This is a genomic window from Sphingobium sp. KKT206, assembly GCF_055640555.1.
This window is the reverse complement of the sequence record NZ_CM145764.1, coordinates 798,519-820,036: the sequence shown is the minus strand read 5'-3', so window position 1 is coordinate 820,036 and position 21,518 is coordinate 798,519. Positions and strand designations below refer to the sequence as shown.

The window sequence follows — 21,518 nt, the reverse complement described above, 5'->3', positions numbered from 1 at the left end:
GATGCCCACTGCACGCTCCCTCTCCGGCCGGTCCAGCGCCGAGCGCACGCAGCTTGAGCTGTTCCGCTCGGTCCCCGGCGACCTTGCGGCCCGCGACGCGCAGGACTTGATGGCCTGGCCGTTCTTCAGCCTCGCCAAATCCCGCCGCACCGCGCCCATCGACTTCCGCATGGGCGCGACGTGGATCTCGGTCGAGGCCGTGCCCGAGCATGGCATGGCGACTATTTGGGACGCCGACGTGCTGATATGGGCGGCGAGCCAGCTCATCGAGGCGCGCGACGCCGGACGGCCGACCTCGCGCCTTATGGTGACGACGCCGCACGAGATACTGGCGTTCACCCGGCGCGGCACCGGCAAGGCGAGCTACGAGCGGCTGAAGGCCGCGCTCGACCGCCTGCAATCCACCACCGTCGCCACCTCGATCCGGCAGCAGCACCAGCGCCGCCGCCATCGTTTCTCGTGGATCAACGAATGGCGCGAGCTGGCGGACGGCAACGGCCGTGCGCTCGGGATCGAGCTGATCCTGCCCGATTGGTTCTATGCCGGCGTGCTCGACCGCGCGCTCGTGCTGACCATCGACCGCGCCTATTTCGACCTGACGGGCGGCCTCGAACGCTGGCTCTACCGCATCGTGCGCAAGCATGGCGGACGGCAGAGCGGCGGCTGGAGCTTCGACGTTCCGCACCTTTACCTCAAATCCGGCGTGCTCTCGCCGCTGCGCCGGTTCGCGTTCGAGCTGCGCGCCATCGTCGCGCGCCAGCCGCTCCCCGGCTACGTCCTCACGCTCGAACATGCGCTCGGCCGCGACCGGCTGAACTTCGCTCCCGTCCCCGTCGATCCGTTCGACGCCGCCATGCGCCGCGTCGGCCTCAAGCCTGTGGAGAACTGGCCATGAGGTTCGGACTATCGGGAACAGCCGGATTCGGACGATCAAGAACGCCGGACACGGACTTTCGAGAACGCGCGGGCCTCGCAAACCCGCAGAAATCCTCGCGGAATCGCACCACTTCTAACGGTGCTAATAGAAAAGAATCCTTCGGATTCTTGCTAACGGCGCGCGCGGCTGTGGACAGCGCGGCCTTGCTCGCCGGCTCGACGCTCGCGCAGCGGCCAGGTCGCCGCCCTCGCACCGCCCCCGTCGCGAGCCTCATCCCCGGAGACCTCCCATGATCGACGATCAGCCCCCCGCCGTGCGCGGCGGCGGCGCGTTCAGCGCGCTCGCCCGCGACGGCCTCACCCATGTCGAGCTGACCTGGATCGAGAAGAAGCTGGAGCACTGGATACGCTTCGGCCGCGTCGCCCAGGACCGCATCCTGACCCGCCGAACCCGCGTGGTCGGCTTCCGACCGGGCGCCGTCTTCGCCTTCGTCCGCTGGGCGTCGAACGACTTCGGCACGATCGTCTCGCGCATCGACGTGGTGCGCGCGGTCGCGGCCAACGAAGCCTACACGACGTTGCCGTTCGTGCGGCCGGGCGGGGACATCCTGCTCAAGATCGAAGGCTGGCCCAAGGTCCAACAAGTGCTCGCGGCGATCGACGCGGTGGAGGCGGCCGGCGTCGATCCCTGCGACGCGGCGGCCGACCATTGGCGCCACGTCCACAACCGCATCGCCGTCGGCCAGCCGTCGCGCCTCTACACGATCGAGCGCCATCACGCCTGGCTCAAGCGCCGGGAGATCGAGGGATGACACGCCGCCGCTACGTCATGGCGACGGCCATCGCCGCATCCGCCTTCGCCGCGGCGTTCGTCGCTATCGCCGTCGCCAATCCGCTCCCGCGCGCCATCTGGAACGCCAGCGCCAGCGCGCCCATCGGCCTCTACCGCATCCATCCCGACCGCGATCCCGCCATCGGCGCGCTGGTCGCCGTCGCGCCGCCCGAACGGCTGGCGCATTGGCTTTCGACGCGCGGCTATCTGCCCGAGGGTGTGCCGCTCTTGAAGCATGTCGCGGCTAAAGCCGGGCAGCGGACATGCCGGATCGGCGATGCGGTGAGCGTCGATGGCCGGCGCGTCGCCATCGCCCGCGCGCGTGATGGCCAGGGCCGTCCGCTTCCGGTCTGGCAGGGGTGCCGCACGCTGCGATCGGGCGAGCTGCTGCTGCTCAATCCCGCCCATCCCGACAGTCTGGACGGCCGCTACTTCGGCCCGCTGCCGGCTTCCGCCGTCATCGGACGCGCGACGCCGCTCTATCTGCGCGCGCCGTCCCCATCGCCTTCCACCCCCGAAGCCAAGGAGATCGGCCATGCAAACCAATATCTTTGAATCCACCGCCGACGGCTATGCCGGCCGCGTCCGACTATTCGGTATCAACGAGGCGATCGTGCTTGTCGCGCTCGATCCGAGCGACGCCGAAAATGCGCCCGACTACCGCGTCCACCTCGACGACGAGGATGGCCCCGAGGTCGGCGGCGCGTGGAAACGGGTCGGCGAACGTGCCGGCGACTATATCGCGTTGGAGATCGACAGCCCGCTGTTCCCGGCGGCGTTCCGGCCGGTGCTGTTCCGTGCCGATGATGATGGACGGACGTTCAGGCTGTCGTGGAAACGCCCCCGGCCCCGCGACGATCGGAGCTGATCAGTGCCTTCCCCGATCATCCCTCTGTTCGCGGAAAGACCGCCTCATCCCTCCGTCCCGCTCGGTCGCAGGCCGGCCGGCGCGCGCAGCGAAGGTCAAGGGCGGCCCTCGGCCGGCGCTTCGCGCGCACCCTTTACCGGAGCGAGCACGCTGGCAGGCTGGCGGCGGAGCCGGGGCGTGTCGGCCGCCTTGCTCGCGGTCCTGCTGCTGCTCGCACCGAGCGCTGCGCCCGTCGCCGCGCGGGCGCAGGACGCGCCCGCCGAGAGAGCGGCCGCGCGCCATCCCTATGCCGCCCATGTCGCCGACGCAGCAGGGCGCTTCGGAATCCCCGAACGCTGGATATGGGCGGTCATGCGCGTCGAGAGCAACGGCGATGTCCGCGCCGTTTCGTCGGCCGGAGCGATGGGCCTGATGCAGATCATGCCCGCGACATGGGCCAGCCTGCGCGCACGCTATGGGCTTGGGGCTGACCCCTACGACGTGCGCGACAACATCATGGCGGGCGCGGCCTATCTGCGCGCGATGCACGACCGCTACGGCAACGCGACGGCGATGCTGGCAGCCTATAACGCGGGGCCGGGCCGCTACGACGAATATCTGTCGCGCGGTCGTCCGCTGCCCGTCGAGACCCGCGCCTATCTCGCAAAGCTGGCGTCGATCACCGGTGGTTCGGACGACACTCGGCTTGCCGCCGCGCCGCTGCCCGATCCCTTCGCTTGGCGCCGCGCTGCGCTGTTCGCGGTGCGGCCGGGCGCGGTTTCGCCTGCGCCGCGATCCGCCGATCGCACGGTATCCCAGGTGCCGCCGGAAGGGCCGGCCGACGACCGCGCCGGGCTTGTCATGGCCGATGCCGCGTCTCCCTCCAACGGCCTGTTCGTCCCGCTTTCCGGGCGGCCTCCGCCGTGAGCGGCTTTCGCGCGCTCTGGCGGGTTTCGGCGCAGGCTTTCGCAGCGCCGGAAGGGAGCAGGGCTGTCTTTCTGAAGGGGGAAGGTCGAGGGCAAGATAAAGGGCGGCAATGTGCGGAGCCCCTGCGCCTCGGTTGTGGCCTTGATTCTCAAGGCTTTCGGGCATTGCTGCGCAATGTGTGCGGAAATCCCGCACTGTGCGGCGCTGGCTGGAAACCAGCAGCGCGCAGGGTTTGCCGCACATTGCGGCCTGTCCCGGCATGAGCCGCGACGACGATTTCCGCCTCCGGCCAGGCCGTATCCGCTCGCGCGGTAGCCAGCGGGCGCTGCCGATCATCGTCCAAGCGCTCGCCGCCGCGCAGCGGGCCGGCGGCCATGTCTCGCGCCGCGGCCAGATCGTCGCGCCGGGCCGCTCGACCTTCGGTCGGGGCCGCGTGGCGAGCGTCCGCGCGACCCATCGGCTCGGCCACCGATCGCGCCAGGTCATCGTCAAGGCGCGCGTGGTCCGGCATGGCGGCCGCGCCTCGCTCGCGGCTCATCTCAACTACCTGCAACGCGATGGCGTCACCCGCGACGGCGAGCGGGGCGTGCTGTTCGGCGCCGACGCAGACGGCCTCGACCGCAACGAGTTCGCCGCCCGCTGCGAGGACGACCGGCATCATTTCCGGTTCATCGTCTCGCCCGAGGATGCCGAGCAGATGCGCGACCTCAAGGGTTTCACCCGCGAGCTGATGACCCGCATGGAAAAGGATCTCGGCACCCGCCTGGACTGGCGGGCCGTCGAGCACTGGAACACCGACAATCCCCACATCCACATCATAGTGCGGGGCGTCGGCGAGGACGGGCAGAACCTCATCATCTCGCGCGACTATATCCGCGAAGGGATGCGGGCGCAGGCGCGCGAGATCGTCACCCAAGAACTCGGCCCGCGCACCGACCTTGAAATCCGGCAATCGCTGGAGCGGCAGATCGAAGCCGAGCGCTGGACCGAGATCGACCGCGACCTGTCGCGGACCATGCAGCGCAACGGCCTGATCGACATGGCGCCCGAGCCCAGCGTCCGGCCGGACGGCGACCATGTGCTGAGGATGGGACGGCTGCGCAAGCTGGAGCGGCTCGGCCTCGCCAGCGAGATCGCGCCCGGCCAGTGGACGTTGGCCGGCGATGCCCAGGCGGCGCTGCGCGAACTCGGCGAGCGCGACGACATCATCAAGCGAATGCACAAGGCGATGAGCGACCGCGGCATCGACCGGGGCGCCGGCAGCTATGTCCTCGACGCCGATCCCGCTCAGCCCGTTATCGGCCGGCTGGTCGATCGCGGCCTGCATGACGAGCTGACCGGCAAAGCCTATGCGATCGTGGACGGGATCGACGGCCGCACCCACCATGTCCAGCTTCCCGACATCGAGGCGACCGGCGATTGCCGGCCCGGCGCGATCGTCGAGCTGCGCCGCTTCGAGGACCGGAAAGGCCGGCAGCGGGTGGCGCTGGCCGTGCGCTCCGACATGGACCTTGAGGCGCAGGTCCGCGCGCCGGGTGCGACCTGGCTCGACCGGCGCAACCTGTCAGGCGACGGCCATGATCTCGGCGGCGGGTTCGGGACCGAAGTGCGCGCCGCGATGGAGGCCCGCGCCGAGCATCTCGCCGACGAGGGGCTCGCGCGGCGGCAGGGACAGCGGATCATCTTCGCGCGCAACCTGCTCGACACGCTCCGCCGCCGCGAGCTGGACGCGGCCGCCAAGGACTTGTCGGCCGAGATCGGCCAGCCGCACGCGCCGTCCAAGGCCGGGGAGTATGTCGCGGGCACGGTGCGCCAGCGGATCACGCTCGCCTCGGGGCGCTTCGCCATGATCGACAATGGCCTGAGCTTCCAGCTCGTGCCCTGGTCGCCCTCGCTCGACCGCCAGATCGGCAAGCACATCTCCGGCGTCATGCGTACGGGCGGCGGGGTAGATTGGTCGTTCGGGCGCGGCCGAGGGCTGGGCCTTTAGCGGAAGGGTTTGGGGCCGAGAGCGAGCTGAAGCAAAAGAAGGAGTCGCTCAGACGAGAAGAACGCGAAGGTCCGGAACCACCGGCGCAATCACTTGAGTGAAATCCCGGTCGGAGGTGACGACGACATAGTTTCGTTCAAGCGCTTGTGCCGCAATCCAGAGATCATTCTCATCGATCTGCAGAAGCTGGCCGCTCACACGATCGGTCCAGGCCTCGACCCAGCGTGGAATACGGCGCCTGATGTCGATCCGCGCCAGCGCGACGCTCGATTTAACGGTCGCGAAGGCATCTGCCGTGTGCCGTGTGACTTCGGCCAACGGGTGTGCCTCGGTGCTGACGAGGCACGCTTCAATGTGCGTGAGCGGCTGGCTTGCGGCGCGCGCGAGCGCTAACCCGAACCTGAGCTCGCCGACCGTTACTACCGATACGAGCTGCGCGGCTTGCGCCGGTAAGTCGGCGACTGCCTGGCGGACGGCGATATGATTGGGCCTCCGCGCGTCATAGAGCACGGACACAAGGTTCGTATCGAGCAGATAGGTGTCCATCCGCTACTGGACGTAGCGCCTGAGCCGCTCAACCTCGTGCTCCGGTGCCGGCGTGAAGACTTCGAGCGCCCAGGCGCCAGTGTTTTCGCGTAGCAGCGGGCCGACATATTCGTGCAGCGGGAGGTAGGCGGTAAAGTCCTCTGGGAACCAGCCCTTGAAGGTATGTGCGACACGCCGTTCAGCTTCATGTCCACGAAACGCTTCGAGCAATCGTCGCTCCAGACGAGGAGGCAGATCGAAGGCCTTCAAGAGCTGCGCGTCGATATCGATCAGCAACCCTTCCAACCGCTCGTCGATCTCGGGCGTGCGTAGCGCATGGGCTGCGGCGGCGCCAAGCGCGTCGCGGTAGCGCCACACTGCGGCGACCACGTCACCAAGCGCGCCCCGCTTTGGCAACGGCAGCTGCTTCATAACAACATTGGTGAGATGCTGGTTCGAGGCCCGCTCGAGGACGAAGGCGCTCGCCAGCGGGCTGTTGATCAGCGCTTCGATCGCTTCCACTGGCAGGTCTGATGTGGTCGGCCAGATGCCAAAGAACGCCTGCGACGGCACGAGCCCGCTCGCGTCTAGCGCGCCATCCAGCCGCCAGGGGCCACGCGACCGGCGCGCCACGTTGACCAGTATTTTGGGTTTGTCCCAGGCGCGCGTGAGTGGACCGAACCGATATGCGGATTCCTCGCGCATATCGACGAAGCCGGTCGTGGTGATACTAAATTGAAGAAGCGAGTCCGCGGGCTTGAAAATTCCTCTGGCAAAGCCCTCCCGAGGAACTGCGCTCCAGCCGGCAGACTGGCTGATCCACTGAAGGCCGCGATGAACTTCGGCTTGACCACCAAGCACGGGATAGTCCGCCAGATATTCCCAGACCTCGTCGAGCGCACCAATCCAAAGGTCCCCCGAACATACCAGCTTGGTGCGGCGGCGCTCGGTGGTGACCTTACCCGTCATGAGAAAATCCGGACGGCCTCGGTCGGTGACTTCGACGGAGCGCAACTGGCTCGGAAGATTCTTCGCATCAGCGTCGCGCTGGCCGGTGGCGATGATCACGGCCGCCTCCAGCCCGGCACGCTGAAAGATGCGGTCAGGAAGCGATGTCAGCTCGATCCGGTCATATGTGTCAGCGAGCAGCTGGCGCAGTTCGCCATATTGCTTCTGGCGGAGAAAGCCTTGCGGCAAAACGAAACCCAGCGCTTGGGGCTTGGCTTCGATGAGCGTCCGCAGCACCGCCATCGGCTTCGAGAACGACTTTGCCGCCATCTCGGGATAGCGCTGGCGCTCTTCGCTGTCGAAGTCCTCCCAGGGTGGGTTGCACAGGACGATGCGCTTGCCAGCGGCATCTGCTCGAAGCGCGTCTTTCTCGAACAAGTCCTTGGATGCGATTTTCCAGCCATTTGCGTTGGGGTAATCAGCAAGGATCAGCGATAGCGTCGCGACTTCACAGGCGAAGCTGTCGAGTTCCGCACCGCTGATCCGCTTGACGAGAAAAGCGTGCCGCTCCTCGCCGGTGAGCGTATCGGGAAGCTGATCGCGCAGGTGCCGCAGTGCCGCGACGAGGAACATACCCGCGCCAGCGAACGGCTCGTAGATCGTTATGTCCTCAAGATCGAAGCGGCCGAGATCGAGTTGGCCAACGACATATTCAGCCACTTGTCTGGGGGTAGAGTGCGTGCCGAAGCGTTTGCGCGTGTCAGCCGTCACCAGCGTGTTTTCGTAAACGAATGCCAAACTGTCCGACGAAATGTTCCGGAAGGTGATGGCGCCGCGAAGCGTCGTCCATGCAGTCTCCACGGCCGACGACGGAAGGGCATCGACCGCGGGCCGCAGCATATGATCGAGATGATAATAGGTCTCGATGCCGGCGAGCACATCGCGCACCGGCGCATGGGTCCATGATGTCGCGTCAGGATGCTGGCGATCGATCAGGATTTTGGCGGCAAGGAGCCTGAAGGTGGTGCGGAAAACCGCTTCTTCGCGTTGCGGATCGTCGATCCCGGACAGCAGTTGGGCAATGACTTCGCCGAGCAGCCGATCGAGCTTCACTTCGATCTCATGTTCGATCGCCGGCATCAGTCCCAGATCGACGAAGTCGAGCTGATAGGCCGTCTGGGTCTGGGCCAGCGACTTGGCGCGGTGAACCGCGTGTGGGTTCCAATTGTCGGCATTGCGCTCGAACAGCGCGTCCAGCTGGTCGAGCGGAACCCGTTCGCTCAGACGTGGCTTGCCTTCCGCGCCGACCCGCCAGACCCCGACATCTTCAGGGCTGATCGAGAACAAGATCGGCGCACCGAGCGCCCGGCGGCGTAGCACGGCGTCCGCATCGTGCGTGCCGGTAATCACGCCAAAGGCGGCCGAGCGATAGGATTCGGGAACTTGTGTGAACGCGGCAAGTGCGACGCACTGTTCCTCGCCCGCCTCCGACAGCACATCGGCGAAGCTATAGTCGTGGATGAGCGATTCCGGTCGATAGCCGATCGCACGCAGTCCCGCTTCGATTCTGGCGAGCGCGGTCACGCCGCGTCACCTTCGGCAGTGCGCAGCATGATGCCGCCCTCTGCGTCAGCCGGCGCTTCGCTTCGGCGCAATCCCACCGCCGGAAAGAGAGGGAGTTGCGCGATCGGCTCGGAGACGCCGAAGCCCTGCGACAGCGCCTCAAGATGGGCGTTGAGCCGAAGCAGGATTGCATCCTGGTCGGCCGGCAACGGATCGCTACCACCGAGCAGCGCACAGCTATCGAGTCCAAAGATAACGAGCCGGTGGTTCCACAGGCCCGGAAAGGACCGGCCGTTCAATAGCTCGCGTGCGCGAAGCAGCAGGTCGCGATGGACTTGGAGTTCGACATGGAACCGGCTGCGCATAACGACGGCGAGCCGGAGCAACAGCACTGTCTGCCAGCCGAATTGAGCCTGCTGACCCTGGCGTGATGCCGGGACGTCCGGATGAATGAGCCTGCGCCGCACGGTCCATTCGCGCAGCTGATCAGCCGAAAGCCCGGTCAGCTTCAGGACATCCCGCGATCCGATTAGACGCACCATTTTTCTCCGGTTCGGGTATGATGCCCGAACTTGGATCGGGTATCATACCCATTCTGGTTGGTAAAGCACCTTGTTCTCGATCTGTCCGCTCTGATAGCGCGCGACATACGGGACCGTTCAATCGATCACCGTCGAAAACATAGCAGACTAAACTACGCTACTCCCTGTATTTCTACGCTAGACTTCCCTCAACAATAACAGTGACTTGATTTGATGTCCGGTACGCATCGACCTCGGTGCCATGTCGGCAACCAAAATCCTTTGGGGTCAGGTCTTCACGGTCTTCCTGATCGTGCTCGCAGCCATTTGGGCCGCGACGCAATGGACGGCCGCAGCGCTCGCCTATCAGCCCCAGCTTGGGGCGCCCTGGTTCATGCTCGGCGACTGGCCGATCTATCCGCCGCCGGCCTTCTTCTGGTGGTGGTTTTCGTTTGACGCCTACGCGCCGGAGATATTCCAGACCGGCGCGTTCATCGCTGTGTCGGGCGGGTTCGCCGCGATCGTCGTCGCCATCGGCATGTCGGTCTGGCGTGCGCGCGAGCTGAAGAACGCCGAGACCTATGGCTCGGCGCGCTGGGCGACGCGCGGGGAGATCGCCGCCGCTGGGCTGCTGGGCGACAGCGGCGTCATGCTCGGTCGGCTCGGGCGCGACTACCTGCGCCACGACGGCCCCGAGCATGTGCTGTGCTTCGCGCCGACCCGGAGCGGCAAGGGCGTCGGCCTGGTCGTGCCGACGCTGCTCACCTGGCCGGGCTCGGCGATCGTGCATGACATCAAGGGCGAGAATTGGCAGCTCACCGCCGGCTTTCGCGCCCGGCACGCGCGGGTGCTGCTGTTCGATCCGACCAACGGCGCGTCGGCCGCCTACAACCCCCTGCTCGAAATCCGCAAGGGCGCCTGGGAAGTGCGCGACGTGCAGAACGTCGCCGACGTGCTGGTGGACCCGGAAGGTTCGCTGGAGAAGCGCAACCACTGGGAGAAGACCTCCCATGCCCTACTGGTCGGCACGATCCTCCATGTCCTCTACGCCGAGGCCGACAAGACGCTGGCGGGCGTCGCCGCCTTCCTGTCCGATCCCCGCCGCCCGATCGAGAGCACGCTATGGGCGATGATGACGACGCCGCATTTGGGGGAGGCCGGCGTCCATCCCGTCGTCGCCTCGGCCGCGCGCGAGCTGCTCAACAAATCGGCCAACGAGCGATCGGGCGTGCTCTCGACCGCCATGTCGTTCCTCGGCCTCTATCGCGATCCCGTCGTCGCGCAGGTCACGCGCACCTGCGAATGGCGCATCAAGGATCTGGTCGAGGGCGAGCTGCCGGTCACGCTCTACCTCGTCGTGCCGCCCAGCGACATCTCACGCACCAAGCCGCTCATTCGCCTCATCCTCAACCAGATCGGGCGCCGGCTCACTGAGGACCTGAAGGCGCGGCAATCGCGCCACCGGCTGCTGTTGATGCTCGACGAGTTTCCGGCGCTCGGCCGACTCGACTTCTTCGAGAGCGCGCTGGCGTTCATGGCCGGCTACGGCATCCAGAGCTTCCTCATCGCCCAGAGCCTCAACCAGATCGAGAAGGCTTACGGGCCGAACAACGCGATCCTCGACAATTGCCATGTGCGCGTGAGCTTCGCCACCAACGACGAGCGCACCGCCAAGCGCATCTCGGACGCGCTCGGCACCGCGACCGAGATGCGGGCGATGAAGAACTACGCCGGCCACCGGCTTTCGCCCTGGCTCGGGCATTTGATGGTGTCGCGCTCTGAGACCGCCCGCCAACTCCTCACCCCCGGCGAGATCATGCAGCTACCGCCCGACGACGAGATCGTCATGGTCGCGGGCATCCCGCCGATCCGGGCAAAGAAGGCCCGCTACTTCAAGGACCGGCGGTTCACGCAGCGGGTGATGTCGCCGCCTGACATGAATGTCGGAGGCGGCCCGCCGCGCCCCGACGACTGGAGCGGCCTGGCGCCGATCGAGGCGCCGCCGATGCCCGAGCCGATCGAGCATGAATCGCCCAAGAAGCCGATGAAGAAAAAGGCCGCCAAGAAGGCGGGTGCTGAGGACGATGCCGCGAACGGGGACCTGCGCCGCGAGCCGGCGCTGGAGCCCCACATCGACATCGCGCCGACGCCCCGGCCCGCGCCCGCCAACGAGTTCGAGCTGGACGAGCCGGACCCCGATAGCGATGCGGCGCGGCAGGCGACGGTGCGCCGCCAGATGCAGCGCGTGGCCCGGCAGGCGTCGCTCGATCCCGAGGACGGCATCGAGCTATGAGCACCAAGACGCCGCTGTCGGTCTATCTTGACCCCGAGCTGATGCGCGCGCTCGCCGCCTATGCCGACCGCAGGGACAAGTCCCGGTCGCTGATCGCCGAGGCGGCCATCGCATCCTTCCTGTCGCCCGACGCCGACGAGCAGCGCGAGGCCGCCATCGCCAAGCGTCTCGACAAGCTGGACCGCCGCATCACCCGGCTGGAGCGCGACACGGGGATCGGTGTCGAGATGATCGCGCTGTTCGTGCGCTTCTGGCTGTCGAACACTCCGCCGCCGCCCGAGAGCGAGCGGGCCGCGATGCGTCGCCAGGGCGGCGACCGCTACGACGCCTTCATGGATGCGCTCGGCCGCCGACTCGCGAAGGGTTCGAAGGTCAGGCAAGAAATTGGCGAGGACTTTCCGCTCCAAGAAGAATGAGCTGACTACGCCAGTTCTTGTATCTCTACGCCAGACTACGACGACCACATTTACTTATTGAAGCACGGTCTTTTCTGCCTCTCTTGATGTGCCCCTGACGCCGGGCGGCGGCTCGCCCGGCCCTCATCAGGGGCTTTTTTTTGACCGTCCATCCGATCCGTTCCGAGGCGAAGACACGCGGCGCGCGGATGCTGCGCACGGCGCTCGGCCCGTCGATCGCGGCCTGGCTCGACGATGCCGCCGTCATCGAGGTGATGCTGAACCCGGACGGCCGGCTGTGGGTCGATCGGCTCGGCGAAGGCATCAGCGACACCGGCATGAAGCTGGCCGCCGCGGACGGCGAGCGCATCGTTCGCTTGGTCGCGCACCATGTCGGCGTCGAGGTTCATGCCCGGTCCCCGCGCGTCTCGGCCGAGCTGCCCGAAGGAGGGGAGCGGTTCGAGGGGTTGCTGCCCCCCGTCGTCGTCGCGCCCGCCTTCGCGATCCGCAAGCCCGCCGTCGCCGTCTTCACGCTCGATGAATACGCGGCGGCCGGGATCATGTCGCCGGCCGAGGCCGCGGCGCTGCGTGATGGCGTCGCCGCCCGCGCCAACATCCTCGTGGCAGGCGGGACCGGCAGCGGCAAGACCACGCTGGTCAATGCGCTCCTGGCCGAAGTCGCCAAGACCACCGACCGCATCGTCCTGATCGAAGACACGCGCGAGCTTCAGTGCGCCGCGCCGAACCTCGTCGCCATGCGGACCAAGGATGGCGTCGTCACGCTGTCCGATCTCGTGCGGTCCAGCCTGCGGCTGCGCCCCGACCGCATCCCCATCGGCGAGGTGCGCGGCGCCGAGGCGCTCGACCTCCTCAAAGCCTGGGGCACTGGCCACCCCGGCGGCATCGGCACCATCCACGCCGGGACCGCGCTCGGGGCGCTGCGCCGCATGGAGCAGCTCATTCAGGAGGCCGTCGTCACGGTTCCCCGCGCGCTGCTCGCCGAGACCATCGACCTGATCGCCGTGCTGGTTCGCGACGGGCACGGTCGCCGCCTCGCCGAGCTGGCTCGCGTCGAGGGGATCGACGCCGAGACCGGCGATTACCGCCTGACCCCCCTCGCACCCCCCAACCTCGGAGACGCACCATGATCCATGCCCTTCGGCATGGCGCACGCCGCGCCATGCTCGCCGCCACCGCCAGCGTCATCGCGCTCACCATCTCGGCGCCCGCCCACGCGGGCGGGTCGTCGATGCCGTGGGAAGCCCCGCTGCAATCCATCCTCGAAAGCATCGAGGGGCCGGTCGCGAAGATCATCGCGGTCATCATCATCATCGTGACCGGCCTCACCTTGGCCTTCGGCGACACCTCGGGCGGCTTTCGCCGGCTGATCCAGATCGTCTTCGGCCTGTCGATCGCCTTCGCCGCGTCGAGCTTCTTTTTGTCGTTCTTCTCGTTCGGCGGCGGGGCGCTGATCGCATGACGGGCGCGGCCGATCCCGTCGAGCCGATCGCCGGCTTCTATGCGCCGGTCCATCGGGCGCTGACCGAGCCGATCCTGCTCGGCGGCGCCCCGCGCTCGCTCGCCATCGTCAACGGCACGCTCGCCGGCGCGATCGGCCTCGGCCTTCGCCTCTGGATCGCCGGGCTGGCGATTTGGGCAATCGGTCATGCGTTGTCGGTTTGGGCCGCGCGCCGTGATCCGCAGTTCGTGGACGTGGCCCGGCGGCACCTCCGCTATCCGGCGTGGATGCGGCCATGATGGGCCTGCGCGAATACAGGAATCGCGCCGCCCACCTGGCCGACTTCCTGCCCTGGGCCGCGCTGGTCGGCGAGGGCGTCGTTCTCAACAAGGACGGCAGCTTTCAGCGCACGGCGCGTTTCCGTGGCCCCGATCTCGACAGCGCCACACCCGCCGAGCTGGTCGCCACCACCGCGCGGCTCAACAACGCGCTCCGGCGTCTCGGCTCGGGCTGGGCGATCTTTGTCGAGGCGCAGCGCAGTCCCGCGCTCGACTACCCCGATTCCGATTTTCCCGATTCGGTCTCGGCGCTCGTGGACATGGAGCGCCGCGAACAGTTCCGCGAGGAAGGCGCGCATTTCGAGAGCGCCTATTATCTCACCCTGCTGTGGATGCCGCCGGCCGAGGAAGCGGCGCGCGCGGAAGGGTGGCTCTACGAGGGCCGGTCCACCAGCGGCGTCGATCCGTGGGAACTGCTCAAGGGCTTCGCCGACCGCAGCGACCGCGTTCTCAATCTGGTCGAGGGCTTCGTGCCCGAGGTCCGCTGGCTCGATGACGGCGAGACGCTGACCTACCTGCACAGCACCACCTCAACCCGCCGCCAGCGCGTGCGCGTGCCGGAAACTCCGATGCACCTCGACGCGCTACTCGCCGACGAGCCGCTGACCGGCGGGCTCGAACCGAAGCTCGGCGAGCACCATCTGCGCACGCTCACCATCGTCGGCTTCCCGAGCGTGACCTTCCCCGGCCTGCTCGACGAGCTGAACCGGCTCGCCTTCGAGTATCGCTGGTCCACCCGCGCGCTGATGCTCGACAAGACCGACGCGACCAAGCTGCTGACCAGGATCAGGCGGCAATGGTTCGCCAAGCGCAAATCGGTCGCGGCCATCCTCAAGGAAGTCATGACCAACGAGGCGTCCACGCTGCTCGACAGCGACGCCTCGAACAAGGCCGCCGACGCCGACACCGCCTTGCAAGAGCTGGGCTCCGACTATGCCGGCATGGCCTATGTCACCGCGACGGTGACGGTGTGGGACGGCGATCCCGCCATTGCGGCCGAGAAGCTGCGGCTGGTCGAGAAGGTCATCCAGGGCCGCGACTTCACCGTGATCCCCGAGGGGATGAACGCGATCGAGGCATGGCTGGGGAGCCTGCCCGGCCACACCTACGCCAACGTCCGGCAACCGCCGATCTCCACCATCAATCTCGCCCATCTGATCCCCCTGTCAGCAGTATGGGCGGGGCCGGAACGGGACGAGCATTTCGGTGAACCCCCCTTGCTCTATGGCAGGACCGAAGGCTCGACCCCGTTCCGGTTTTCCCTTCACCCCGATGGCAGCGATGTCGGCCACACGCTGATCGTCGGCCCGACCGGCGCGGGCAAGTCGGTGCTGCTCGCGCTAATGGCGATGCAGTTCCGCCGCTACGAGAACGCCCAGGTCTTCGCGTTCGACTTCGGTGGCTCGATCCGCGCCGCCACGCTGGCGGCGGGCGGAGACTGGCAGGATCTCGGGCTGTCCGACGACGGCGACGGCAGCGTCCAGCTACAGCCGCTCGCCCGTATCGACGATCCGGCCGAGCGCGCATGGGCGGCCGAATGGCTGGCGGCGATCCTCGCCAGCGAAGGCGTCCCCGTCGATCCGCAGGCCAAGGAGCATCTGTGGTCGGCGCTCGGCTCCCTTGCCAGTGCGCCCGTGCCGGAACGCACGCTGACCGGGCTCGCGGTTCTGCTCCAGAGCCAGCAGCTCAAGCAGGCGCTCGCCCCCTATTGCCTTGGTGGACCGTGGGGCCGGCTGCTCGATGCCGAGGTCGAACGGCTCGGCGAAGCGTCGGTGCAGGCGTTCGAGACGGAGGGCCTGGTTGGCGGCGGATCAGCCGCCTCCGTCCTGTCCTACCTGTTCCACCGGATCGAAGGCCGGCTGGACGGCTCGCCGACGCTCATCATCATCGACGAGGGCTGGCTGGTTCTCGACACCCCCGACTTCGCAGCCCAGCTCCGCGAATGGCTTAAGACCTTGCGGAAGAAGAACGCCAGCGTCGTTTTCGCCACGCAGAGCCTGGCCGACATCGAAACCTCTAACATCGCGCCGGCCATCATCGAGAGCTGCCCGACGCGCATCTTCCTGCCGAACGAGCGCGCCGCCGAGCCGCAGATCGCCGCCATCTACGAACGGTTCGGCCTCAACGCTCGCCAGATCGAAATCCTCAGCCGGGCCACGCCCAAGCGCGACTATTACTGCCAGTCGCGGCGCGGCAACCGGCTGTTCGAGCTGGGGCTAGGCGAGGTCGCGTTGGCCTTCGCCGCCGCGTCTTCCAAGACCGATCAGCTCCGCATCGCCGAACTGGTCGAGACCCACGGCCGCGAGCGCTTCGCCGCCGAATGGCTGCGCCATCGCGGCCTGGCCTGGGCGGTCGATCTTCTTCCCGAACCCCAACTCGATCCGCTGGCCGGTCGCCGGGAAGATGCCGGCCAGCTCCCCCTTGCCTTGAAGGACACGACCCCATGAAACCCAATATCCTGCGCCGCGCCATGCTGGCCGGCGCCATCGCCACATCGAGCATGATCGGCATCACCGCCGCCACGCCGGCGCACGCTCAGTTCGGCGGGATCGTCTATGACCCGACCAATTATGCGCAGAACGTGCTGACGGCCGCGCGGTCGCTCCAGCAGGTCAACAACCAGATTCAGCAAATCCAGCAGCAGGCGACCAGTCTCGTCAACGAGGCGCGCAACCTGGCTTCGCTGCCGTTCAGCTCGCTCCAGCAGTTGCAGCAGCAGGTGCAGCGCACCCAGCAGCTTCTCGGCGAGGCGCAGCGCATCGCTTATGACGTGCAGAACGTCCAGCAGGTGTTCAACGGCCGCTACAAGGGCGCGGCGCTCACCGGCACCCACGCGCAGATGGTCGCCAACGCCAATGCCCGCTGGGAGGATAGCGTCGGCGCCTTTCAGGATGCCTTGCAGGTGCAGGCCGGCGTCGTCGGCAACATCGAAGGCGCCCGCACGACGATGTACAGCCTGGTCTCGGCCAGCCAGTCGGCGACCGGCGCGCTCCAGGCGACGCAGGCGGGCAACGAGCTCCTCGCGCTGCAATCGCAGCAGCTCGCCGACCTCACCGCCGCGGTCGCGGCGCAGGGCCGGGCGCAGGCGCTGCAATCCGCCCGCCAGGCGGCCGAGGAGGCCGAAGGGCGCGAGCGGTTCCGCCGCTTCATGGGCAACTGAGACGCCCGATGTCGCGCACGGCGAAGATCGCAGGGGTGGCGGCGCTGGCCGGGCTGATGATGACGGTGGCGATCGTCGCCGCCGTCCAGCCCGATGAGCCTGCGCCCGCGCCCCCGCTCTTCCTGCCGGCGGACGAAGGCCAGGCCAGGCTCGCCCGCGAGCTGGATCGCTGCGCCTCGCTCACCAAGCCGGATAGTGGCTGCGAGGCGGCCTGGGCCGTCAACCGCCGCCGCTTCTTCCGCCAGGACGAGCCCCCGCCCGAGATCGAGCGCGGCAGCGACACGGCGCCGGATGAAGGCACCCGGCCATGAACGACACCGGCGTTATCGACAATTTCCTCAACATCTTCACCGGCTACATCGACTCAGGCTTCGGCCTGCTCGGCGGCGAGGTCGCGTTCCTCTCGACCACGCTGATCGCCATCGACGTAACGCTCGCCGGCCTGTTCTGGGCCTGGGGCGCGGACGAGGACGTGCTTCAGCGCCTCGTCAAGAAGACGCTCTACATCGGCACCTTCGCTTTCATCATCGGCAATTTCTCGCTGCTCGCGACCATCGTGTTCGAGAGCTTCGCCGGGCTCGGCCTCCAGGCCAGCGGCGGGGCGATGACGATCGACGAGTTCATGAAGCCCGGCACGATCGCGGCGAAGGGGCTCGAAGCCGCCAAGCCGCTGCTCGATGCGGCGGGCCAGTTCTCCAGCCTTTGGGCCGTGTTCTCCAACCTCGCGCTGATCCTCGTGCTGCTGCTCGCCTGGGTGATCGTGGTGCTCGCCTTCTTCATCATCGCCGTGCAGGTCTTCATCACGCTGATCGAGTTCAAGCTGGTGACGCTGGCCGGCTTCGTCCTGCTGCCCTTCGCCTTCTTCAACAAGACCGCCTTCATGGCCGAGAAGGTGCTGGGCCATGTCGTCTCGACCGGCATCAAGGTGCTGGTGCTCGCCGTCATCACCGGCATCGGCACCACCTTGTTCAGCCAGTTCACCGGCGCTGCCCTCGGCCCCGCGCCCGACATCAATCAGGTCATGGCCATCGCGCTTGCCGCGCTGTCGCTGCTGGGCCTGTCGATCTTCGGCCCCAGCATTGCGAACGGCATCGTCTCGGGCGGCCCGCAGCTCGGCGCGGGTACGGCGGCCGGGACCGCGCTGGCGGCAGGCGGCGCGCTGATCGGAGGCGCCGCCGCCGCACGCCTTGGCGTGGGCGCGGCCGGGTCCGCAGTCGGTGCGGCCGGCCGGATGACCGGCGCCGCCGCGCGTGGTGGCGCTCAGATGGCAGGCGGTGCCACCAGCGCCTACAGCCTCGGCTCGTTCGGCAAGAGCGGTGCAGGCGCTGTTGCGGGCGGCATGGCCGCTGTCGGCCAAGCGGCGGCGGGAAGCGCGGCGAACGCCGTCCTTTCGCCCTTGCGCAAGGCGGCCGCCAAGGGCGGCGAGGCGATCAAGTCCAATTTCCGCTCCGGCGCCCGTGCCGGATTCACCGCAACCGGCGGCACGATCACCGGCGGGCCGGCATCCGCCGCCCCGGCGGCTGCAACCGCTGGCGGTTCCGCGTCGGCCGGCGCATCCGCCCAGCCTGAATGGGCCGCCGCGATGAAACGCCGCCAGGCCGTCAGCCACGGCGCGACCGTCCTCGCCCACACCATGAAGGCTGGCGACAGCCACGGCGGCGGCGCCGGTCCCGACATCAAAGAGAAGGACTGACCTCCCATGTTCCGACGCCCCACCATCCGCTACGGCCAGACGCCCGAACCCACGACACCCTATCAGCGCGCAGCCCAGCAATGGGACGACCGCATCGGCTCCGCGCGCGTGCAGGCGAAGAACTGGCGCCTCGCCTTCTTCGGCGCGCTGGCGCTCTCGGGCGGCCTTTCCGCCGGTCTCGTCTGGCAATCGGCGCGTGGGCATATCGTGCCCTGGGTGGTGCAGGTCGATCGGCTCGGCGAGGCCCAGGCCGTCGCCCCCGCCGAGGCGGGCTATCGCCCGACCGATCCGCAAATTGCGTTCCATCTCGCCCGCTTCATCGAGCAGGTCAGGGCGATCCCGGCCGATCCGGTGATCGTCCGCCAGAACTGGCTGCGCGCCTACGACTTCACGACCGATCGGGGCGCGGTGGCGCTCAACGACTACGCCCGCGCCAACGACCCCTTCGCCAATGTCGGCCGGGTGCAGGTCGCGGTGGACGTGTCGAGCGTGATCCGGGCATCGCCCGACAGCTTCCGCGTCGCATGGACCGAGCGGCGCTATCAGGACGGTAGCCTCGCCGCCACCGAACGCTGGTCCGCGATCCTCACCATCGTCGTGCAGCCGCCGCGCACGCCCGACGCCCTGCGCAAGAACCCGCTCGGCGTCTTCGTCAACGCTTTGAATTGGTCAAGGGAGCTGTCGCAATGACGCACACGCCATTTCGCCGTTCCGCCTCGGCGGTCCTGCTTGTCTCCGCCACCGCGCTCGCCGGCTGCGCCACCACCTCGGCGAAGCCGCCCGCCATCGCCTACGACGATCCGCCGCGCGAGATCGCGGCGACGCCGGCTGCGGAACCGCCGCGCCCCGTCGAGGTGGTGACGATCCCCGAACCCCTGCCGCTCCCCGGCCAATTGAAGCCGGTCGCGGCCGGAGCGGCGACTTCCGAGCCCGCCGATCCGCGCCGCCGCGTCGGGGCCGCCAACGCCGCCGCCCGCGTGCAGCCGGTGCGTGACGGTTTCCTCAACGCCATCCAGCAATATCCCTGGACGGACGGCGCGCTCTATCAGGTCTATACCGCGCCCGGACAGGTAACGGACATCGCCTTGCAGGAAGGCGAGCAGCTCGTGGGGTCGGGGCCGGTCGCGGCCGGCGATACGGTCAGGTGGATCATTGGCGACACGGTGAGCGGCAGCGGCGCGACGGCGCGCGTGCATATCCTCGTGAAGCCGACGCGGCCCGACCTTTCCACGAACCTCATCATCAACACTTCCCGGCGCACCTATCATCTGGAGCTGCGCGCGACGGCTTCGACCTACATGGCGTCGGTCTCGTGGACCTATCCGCAGGACCAGCTCATCGCGCTGCGCGGCGCCAATGCCGAAGCCGCCGCCTCGGCCCCCGTCGCGACCGGCCTCGACCTCGCGGCGCTCAACTTCCGTTACCGGATCGAGGGCGACCGCGTGCCGTGGAAGCCCGTTCGCGCCTTCGACGATTCCGCCCAGGTGTTCATCGAGTTTCCGGCCGGGATCTCGCAGGGCGAGATGCCGCCGCTGTTCGTGACCGGCGCGGCCGGCGATGCCGAGTTAGTTAATTACCGCGTGCAGGGCCGCTACATGGTGGTGGACCGGCTGTTCGCCGCCGCCGAGCTGCGCCTGGGCGACCGGCGCGGCGAGCAGCGCGTCCGCATCGTGCGCGACAATGGGCGCAGGGGGCGGCCGTGACCGATCCCGCCGACAATTCCCCGCCCGAGGCGGCCGCACCGCAAGCGCCGCGCCCCGATCCGCAAGCCTTCCAGCTTCGCGGCAACCCGCCGCGCGTCATGCGCCTGTCGCGCAAGGCGCTGGCCGCCCTCGGCGTCGTCGCCGGCCTCGGGATCGGCGGCTCACTGATCTATGCGCTCAAGCCGGCCGGCGAGAAGGAGGCCAAGGAGCTTTACAACACCGACAGCCGCGCCACGTCCGAGACCATCACGTCGGGACCGCGCGACTATAGCCAAGCGCCGAAACTCGGCCCGCCGCTTCCCGGCGACCTCGGCGGCCCGATCGTCTCGGCCCAGCAGCGCGGGGAGAATGTCCAGGTCCCGCCGGTCGGCGCCCAGCCCGATCCGCGCGCGCAGGCTGAGGAAGCCGCCCGCCAGCGCGCGCAGCAGGAGCGCGACGCCGCCCGCATGAGCGGCGTGTTCTTGGGTGGCAGCAGCGCCGGGGCCGCTGCGATGCCGTCTTTGCCGAACCTCGCGACGGCAGCGCCTGGTGCTCCTGCCTCACCGCAACCTGCCGAGACGGCGCAGGGCGACCAGGCCGCCAAGCGAGCCTTCTTGGCGCAGGCGTCTAATCAGCGGACGGTCAGCGTCGAACGCCTCGTGGCGCCGGCCTCGCCCAACATCGTGCAGGCCGGCAGCATCATCCCTGCCGCGCTCATCACCGGCATCCGTTCGGACCTTCCCGGCCAGATCACCGCCCAGGTAACGGCAAACGTCTATGACAGCCCTACGGGCCGCATCCTGCTCATCCCGCAGGGCACGCGGCTGATCGGCGAATATGACAGCGAGATCGCCGCCGGGCAGGCGCGCGTGCTGCTGGCATGGGATCGGCTGATATTGCCGGACGGCCGCTCGATCGTTCTCGAGCGCCAGCCCGGCGCTGATGCGGCCGGATATGCTGGCCTACAGGATCGCGTAAACCAGCATTGGGGCAATCTGCTGAAAGCCGCCGCCGTTTCGACACTGCTCGGCGTCGGCGCCGAATTGGGCGCGGATAGCGAGGACGAACTTACTCGCGCACTGCGTCGCGGCTCGCAGGACACCATCAACCAGACCGGCCAGCAGATCGTGCGTCGGCAGCTCAATGTGCAGCCGACGCTCACCATCCGGCCGGGGCATCCGTTGCGCGTGGTCATCACGCGCGACCTGGTGCTTGAACCGATCGGAGCGACACGATGACGAAATTGAAGTTGGGGCCGCTGGCCGACGATCGGCCGGTCAAGCTCTCCGTGGAGCTGCCCGCCGCCGTGCATCGCGATCTCGTCGCCTATGCCGCCGCGCTCGCAGCCGAGACCGGGGGAGCGCCGGTCCCGCCCGACAAGCTGGTCGCGCCGATGCTCGCCCGGTTCATGGAAACCGACCGCGCCTTTCGCCGGCACCGCGCGCAGGGGAAGTGAGAGCGCGCCGCCT

General features: G+C 68.1%; 22 protein-coding genes. 19 read left to right on the top strand and 3 right to left on the bottom strand.

The window, feature by feature from the left end; all coding sequences use genetic code 11:
- Position 1 precedes the first annotated feature (1 nt).
- The 6 genes from ACZ2HM_RS03870 (at position 2) to ACZ2HM_RS03845 (ending at position 5,472) form a co-directional block, all read left to right on the top strand.
- Positions 2-895: a replication initiator protein A gene (locus ACZ2HM_RS03870; protein WP_017502714.1), complete on the top strand. Its 894-nt coding sequence runs from the start codon at positions 2-4 to the stop codon at positions 893-895.
- Positions 896-1,166: 271 nt separating this feature from the next.
- Positions 1,167-1,688, top strand: coding sequence for a DUF2840 domain-containing protein (locus tag ACZ2HM_RS03865; RefSeq protein ID WP_017502713.1), 522 nt, complete (start codon positions 1,167-1,169; stop codon positions 1,686-1,688).
- Positions 1,685-2,263 carry a S26 family signal peptidase gene (locus ACZ2HM_RS03860; RefSeq protein WP_017502712.1) on the top strand — a complete coding sequence of 193 codons (579 nt, stop codon included), beginning with the start codon at positions 1,685-1,687 and terminating at the stop codon, positions 2,261-2,263. Before ACZ2HM_RS03865 ends, ACZ2HM_RS03860 begins: the two co-directional genes overlap by 4 nt.
- A complete protein-coding gene (locus ACZ2HM_RS03855) occupies positions 2,244-2,576 on the top strand; it encodes a DUF736 domain-containing protein (RefSeq protein WP_017502711.1) in 333 nt (110 codons plus the stop codon). The genes ACZ2HM_RS03860 and ACZ2HM_RS03855 overlap by 20 nt, the downstream gene beginning before the upstream one ends.
- Positions 2,577-2,579: 3 nt before the next feature.
- Positions 2,580-3,482: a lytic transglycosylase domain-containing protein gene (locus ACZ2HM_RS03850; RefSeq protein ID WP_026109513.1), complete on the top strand. Its 903-nt coding sequence runs from the start codon at positions 2,580-2,582 to the stop codon at positions 3,480-3,482.
- A gap of 259 nt (positions 3,483-3,741) precedes the next feature.
- Positions 3,742-5,472 (top strand): relaxase/mobilization nuclease domain-containing protein, encoded by a 1,731-nt coding sequence (locus ACZ2HM_RS03845; protein ID WP_026109512.1) that lies wholly within the window; start codon positions 3,742-3,744, stop codon positions 5,470-5,472.
- Positions 5,473-5,520: 48 nt separating this feature from the next.
- On the opposite strand, the gene ACZ2HM_RS03840 is transcribed toward ACZ2HM_RS03845, so the two are convergent.
- From ACZ2HM_RS03840 to ACZ2HM_RS03830, 3 genes are read right to left on the bottom strand one after another with little or no spacing between them, the layout of a single operon-like run.
- Positions 5,521-6,018, bottom strand: a complete 498-nt coding sequence (locus ACZ2HM_RS03840) for a PIN domain-containing protein (protein ID WP_017502708.1) — start codon at positions 6,016-6,018, stop codon at positions 5,521-5,523.
- A gap of 3 nt (positions 6,019-6,021) precedes the next feature.
- Positions 6,022-8,529 (bottom strand): HsdM family class I SAM-dependent methyltransferase, encoded by a 2,508-nt coding sequence (locus ACZ2HM_RS03835; RefSeq protein ID WP_017502707.1) that lies wholly within the window; start codon positions 8,527-8,529, stop codon positions 6,022-6,024.
- Complete coding sequence (locus ACZ2HM_RS03830; protein ID WP_017502706.1) at positions 8,526-9,050, bottom strand: MerR family transcriptional regulator; 525 nt, start codon at positions 9,048-9,050, stop codon at positions 8,526-8,528. The genes ACZ2HM_RS03835 and ACZ2HM_RS03830 overlap by 4 nt, the downstream gene beginning before the upstream one ends.
- Positions 9,051-9,291: 241 nt before the next feature.
- On the opposite strand from ACZ2HM_RS03830, the gene ACZ2HM_RS03825 reads away from it, so the two are divergent.
- From ACZ2HM_RS03825 to ACZ2HM_RS03765, 13 genes are all read left to right on the top strand, one after another.
- Positions 9,292-11,322, top strand: a complete 2,031-nt coding sequence (locus ACZ2HM_RS03825; protein WP_017502705.1) for a conjugal transfer protein TraG — start codon at positions 9,292-9,294, stop codon at positions 11,320-11,322.
- The gene (locus tag ACZ2HM_RS03820) at positions 11,319-11,738 is read left to right on the top strand and encodes a CopG family ribbon-helix-helix protein (RefSeq protein ID WP_017502704.1); all 420 of its coding nucleotides are present in this window, start codon (positions 11,319-11,321) and stop codon (positions 11,736-11,738) included. Before ACZ2HM_RS03825 ends, ACZ2HM_RS03820 begins: the two co-directional genes overlap by 4 nt.
- Positions 11,739-11,878: 140 nt before the next feature.
- Complete coding sequence (gene trbB, locus ACZ2HM_RS03815; RefSeq protein WP_048938180.1) at positions 11,879-12,865, top strand: P-type conjugative transfer ATPase TrbB; 987 nt, start codon at positions 11,879-11,881, stop codon at positions 12,863-12,865.
- On the top strand, positions 12,862-13,197 hold the full coding sequence (locus tag ACZ2HM_RS03810; protein ID WP_007406001.1) for a TrbC/VirB2 family type IV secretion system protein: 336 nt from the start codon (positions 12,862-12,864) through the stop codon (positions 13,195-13,197). The genes trbB and ACZ2HM_RS03810 overlap by 4 nt, the downstream gene beginning before the upstream one ends.
- A complete protein-coding gene (locus tag ACZ2HM_RS03805; RefSeq protein ID WP_017503596.1) occupies positions 13,194-13,475 on the top strand; it encodes a VirB3 family type IV secretion system protein in 282 nt (93 codons plus the stop codon). Before ACZ2HM_RS03810 ends, ACZ2HM_RS03805 begins: the two co-directional genes overlap by 4 nt.
- Entirely contained in the window at positions 13,472-15,961 is a 2,490-nt protein-coding gene (gene trbE / locus ACZ2HM_RS03800; RefSeq protein WP_470426288.1) for a conjugal transfer protein TrbE, read from the top strand. The genes ACZ2HM_RS03805 and trbE overlap by 4 nt, the downstream gene beginning before the upstream one ends.
- On the top strand, positions 15,958-16,674 hold the full coding sequence (gene trbJ / locus ACZ2HM_RS03795) for a P-type conjugative transfer protein TrbJ (protein ID WP_017503598.1): 717 nt from the start codon (positions 15,958-15,960) through the stop codon (positions 16,672-16,674). The genes trbE and trbJ overlap by 4 nt, the downstream gene beginning before the upstream one ends.
- An 8-nt stretch (positions 16,675-16,682) precedes the next feature.
- On the top strand, positions 16,683-16,985 hold the full coding sequence (gene trbK-alt, locus ACZ2HM_RS03790) for a putative entry exclusion protein TrbK-alt (protein WP_017503599.1): 303 nt from the start codon (positions 16,683-16,685) through the stop codon (positions 16,983-16,985).
- Entirely contained in the window at positions 16,982-18,367 is a 1,386-nt protein-coding gene (gene trbL / locus ACZ2HM_RS03785) for a P-type conjugative transfer protein TrbL (RefSeq protein ID WP_048938181.1), read from the top strand. The genes trbK-alt and trbL overlap by 4 nt, the downstream gene beginning before the upstream one ends.
- A 6-nt stretch (positions 18,368-18,373) precedes the next feature.
- Positions 18,374-19,057 (top strand): conjugal transfer protein TrbF, encoded by a 684-nt coding sequence (trbF, locus tag ACZ2HM_RS03780; RefSeq protein ID WP_012049883.1) that lies wholly within the window; start codon positions 18,374-18,376, stop codon positions 19,055-19,057.
- Entirely contained in the window at positions 19,054-20,070 is a 1,017-nt protein-coding gene (gene trbG, locus ACZ2HM_RS03775) for a P-type conjugative transfer protein TrbG (RefSeq protein ID WP_151884997.1), read from the top strand. The genes trbF and trbG overlap by 4 nt, the downstream gene beginning before the upstream one ends.
- Entirely contained in the window at positions 20,067-21,287 is a 1,221-nt protein-coding gene (locus ACZ2HM_RS03770; protein WP_017502076.1) for a TraB/TrbI/VirB10 family type IV secretion system protein, read from the top strand. The genes trbG and ACZ2HM_RS03770 overlap by 4 nt, the downstream gene beginning before the upstream one ends.
- The gene (locus ACZ2HM_RS03765) at positions 21,284-21,505 is read left to right on the top strand and encodes a DUF2274 domain-containing protein (protein WP_017502075.1); all 222 of its coding nucleotides are present in this window, start codon (positions 21,284-21,286) and stop codon (positions 21,503-21,505) included. The genes ACZ2HM_RS03770 and ACZ2HM_RS03765 overlap by 4 nt, the downstream gene beginning before the upstream one ends.
- The last annotated feature ends 13 nt before the right edge of the window (positions 21,506-21,518 follow it).

Excerpts from the sequence above, each read along its gene's own strand:
- ACZ2HM_RS03870 (WP_017502714.1), top strand. The coding sequence starts at position 2 with ATGCCCACTGCACGCTCCCTCTCCGGCCGGTCCAGCGCCGAGCGCACG.
- ACZ2HM_RS03865 (WP_017502713.1), top strand. The coding sequence starts at position 1,167 with ATGATCGACGATCAGCCCCCCGCCGTGCGCGGCGGCGGCGCGTTCAGC.
- ACZ2HM_RS03860 (WP_017502712.1), top strand. The coding sequence starts at position 1,685 with ATGACACGCCGCCGCTACGTCATGGCGACGGCCATCGCCGCATCCGCC.
- ACZ2HM_RS03855 (WP_017502711.1), top strand. The coding sequence starts at position 2,244 with ATGCAAACCAATATCTTTGAATCCACCGCCGACGGCTATGCCGGCCGC.
- ACZ2HM_RS03845 (WP_026109512.1), top strand. The coding sequence starts at position 3,742 with ATGAGCCGCGACGACGATTTCCGCCTCCGGCCAGGCCGTATCCGCTCG.
- ACZ2HM_RS03840 (WP_017502708.1), bottom strand. The coding sequence starts at position 6,018 with ATGGACACCTATCTGCTCGATACGAACCTTGTGTCCGTGCTCTATGAC.
- ACZ2HM_RS03830 (WP_017502706.1), bottom strand. The coding sequence starts at position 9,050 with ATGGTGCGTCTAATCGGATCGCGGGATGTCCTGAAGCTGACCGGGCTT.
- ACZ2HM_RS03825 (WP_017502705.1), top strand. The coding sequence starts at position 9,292 with ATGTCGGCAACCAAAATCCTTTGGGGTCAGGTCTTCACGGTCTTCCTG.
- ACZ2HM_RS03820 (WP_017502704.1), top strand. The coding sequence starts at position 11,319 with ATGAGCACCAAGACGCCGCTGTCGGTCTATCTTGACCCCGAGCTGATG.
- ACZ2HM_RS03810 (WP_007406001.1), top strand. The coding sequence starts at position 12,862 with ATGATCCATGCCCTTCGGCATGGCGCACGCCGCGCCATGCTCGCCGCC.
- ACZ2HM_RS03805 (WP_017503596.1), top strand. The coding sequence starts at position 13,194 with ATGACGGGCGCGGCCGATCCCGTCGAGCCGATCGCCGGCTTCTATGCG.
- trbE (WP_470426288.1), top strand. The coding sequence starts at position 13,472 with ATGATGGGCCTGCGCGAATACAGGAATCGCGCCGCCCACCTGGCCGAC.
- trbJ (WP_017503598.1), top strand. The coding sequence starts at position 15,958 with ATGAAACCCAATATCCTGCGCCGCGCCATGCTGGCCGGCGCCATCGCC.
- trbK-alt (WP_017503599.1), top strand. The coding sequence starts at position 16,683 with ATGTCGCGCACGGCGAAGATCGCAGGGGTGGCGGCGCTGGCCGGGCTG.
- trbL (WP_048938181.1), top strand. The coding sequence starts at position 16,982 with ATGAACGACACCGGCGTTATCGACAATTTCCTCAACATCTTCACCGGC.
- trbF (WP_012049883.1), top strand. The coding sequence starts at position 18,374 with ATGTTCCGACGCCCCACCATCCGCTACGGCCAGACGCCCGAACCCACG.
- trbG (WP_151884997.1), top strand. The coding sequence starts at position 19,054 with ATGACGCACACGCCATTTCGCCGTTCCGCCTCGGCGGTCCTGCTTGTC.
- ACZ2HM_RS03765 (WP_017502075.1), top strand. The coding sequence starts at position 21,284 with ATGACGAAATTGAAGTTGGGGCCGCTGGCCGACGATCGGCCGGTCAAG.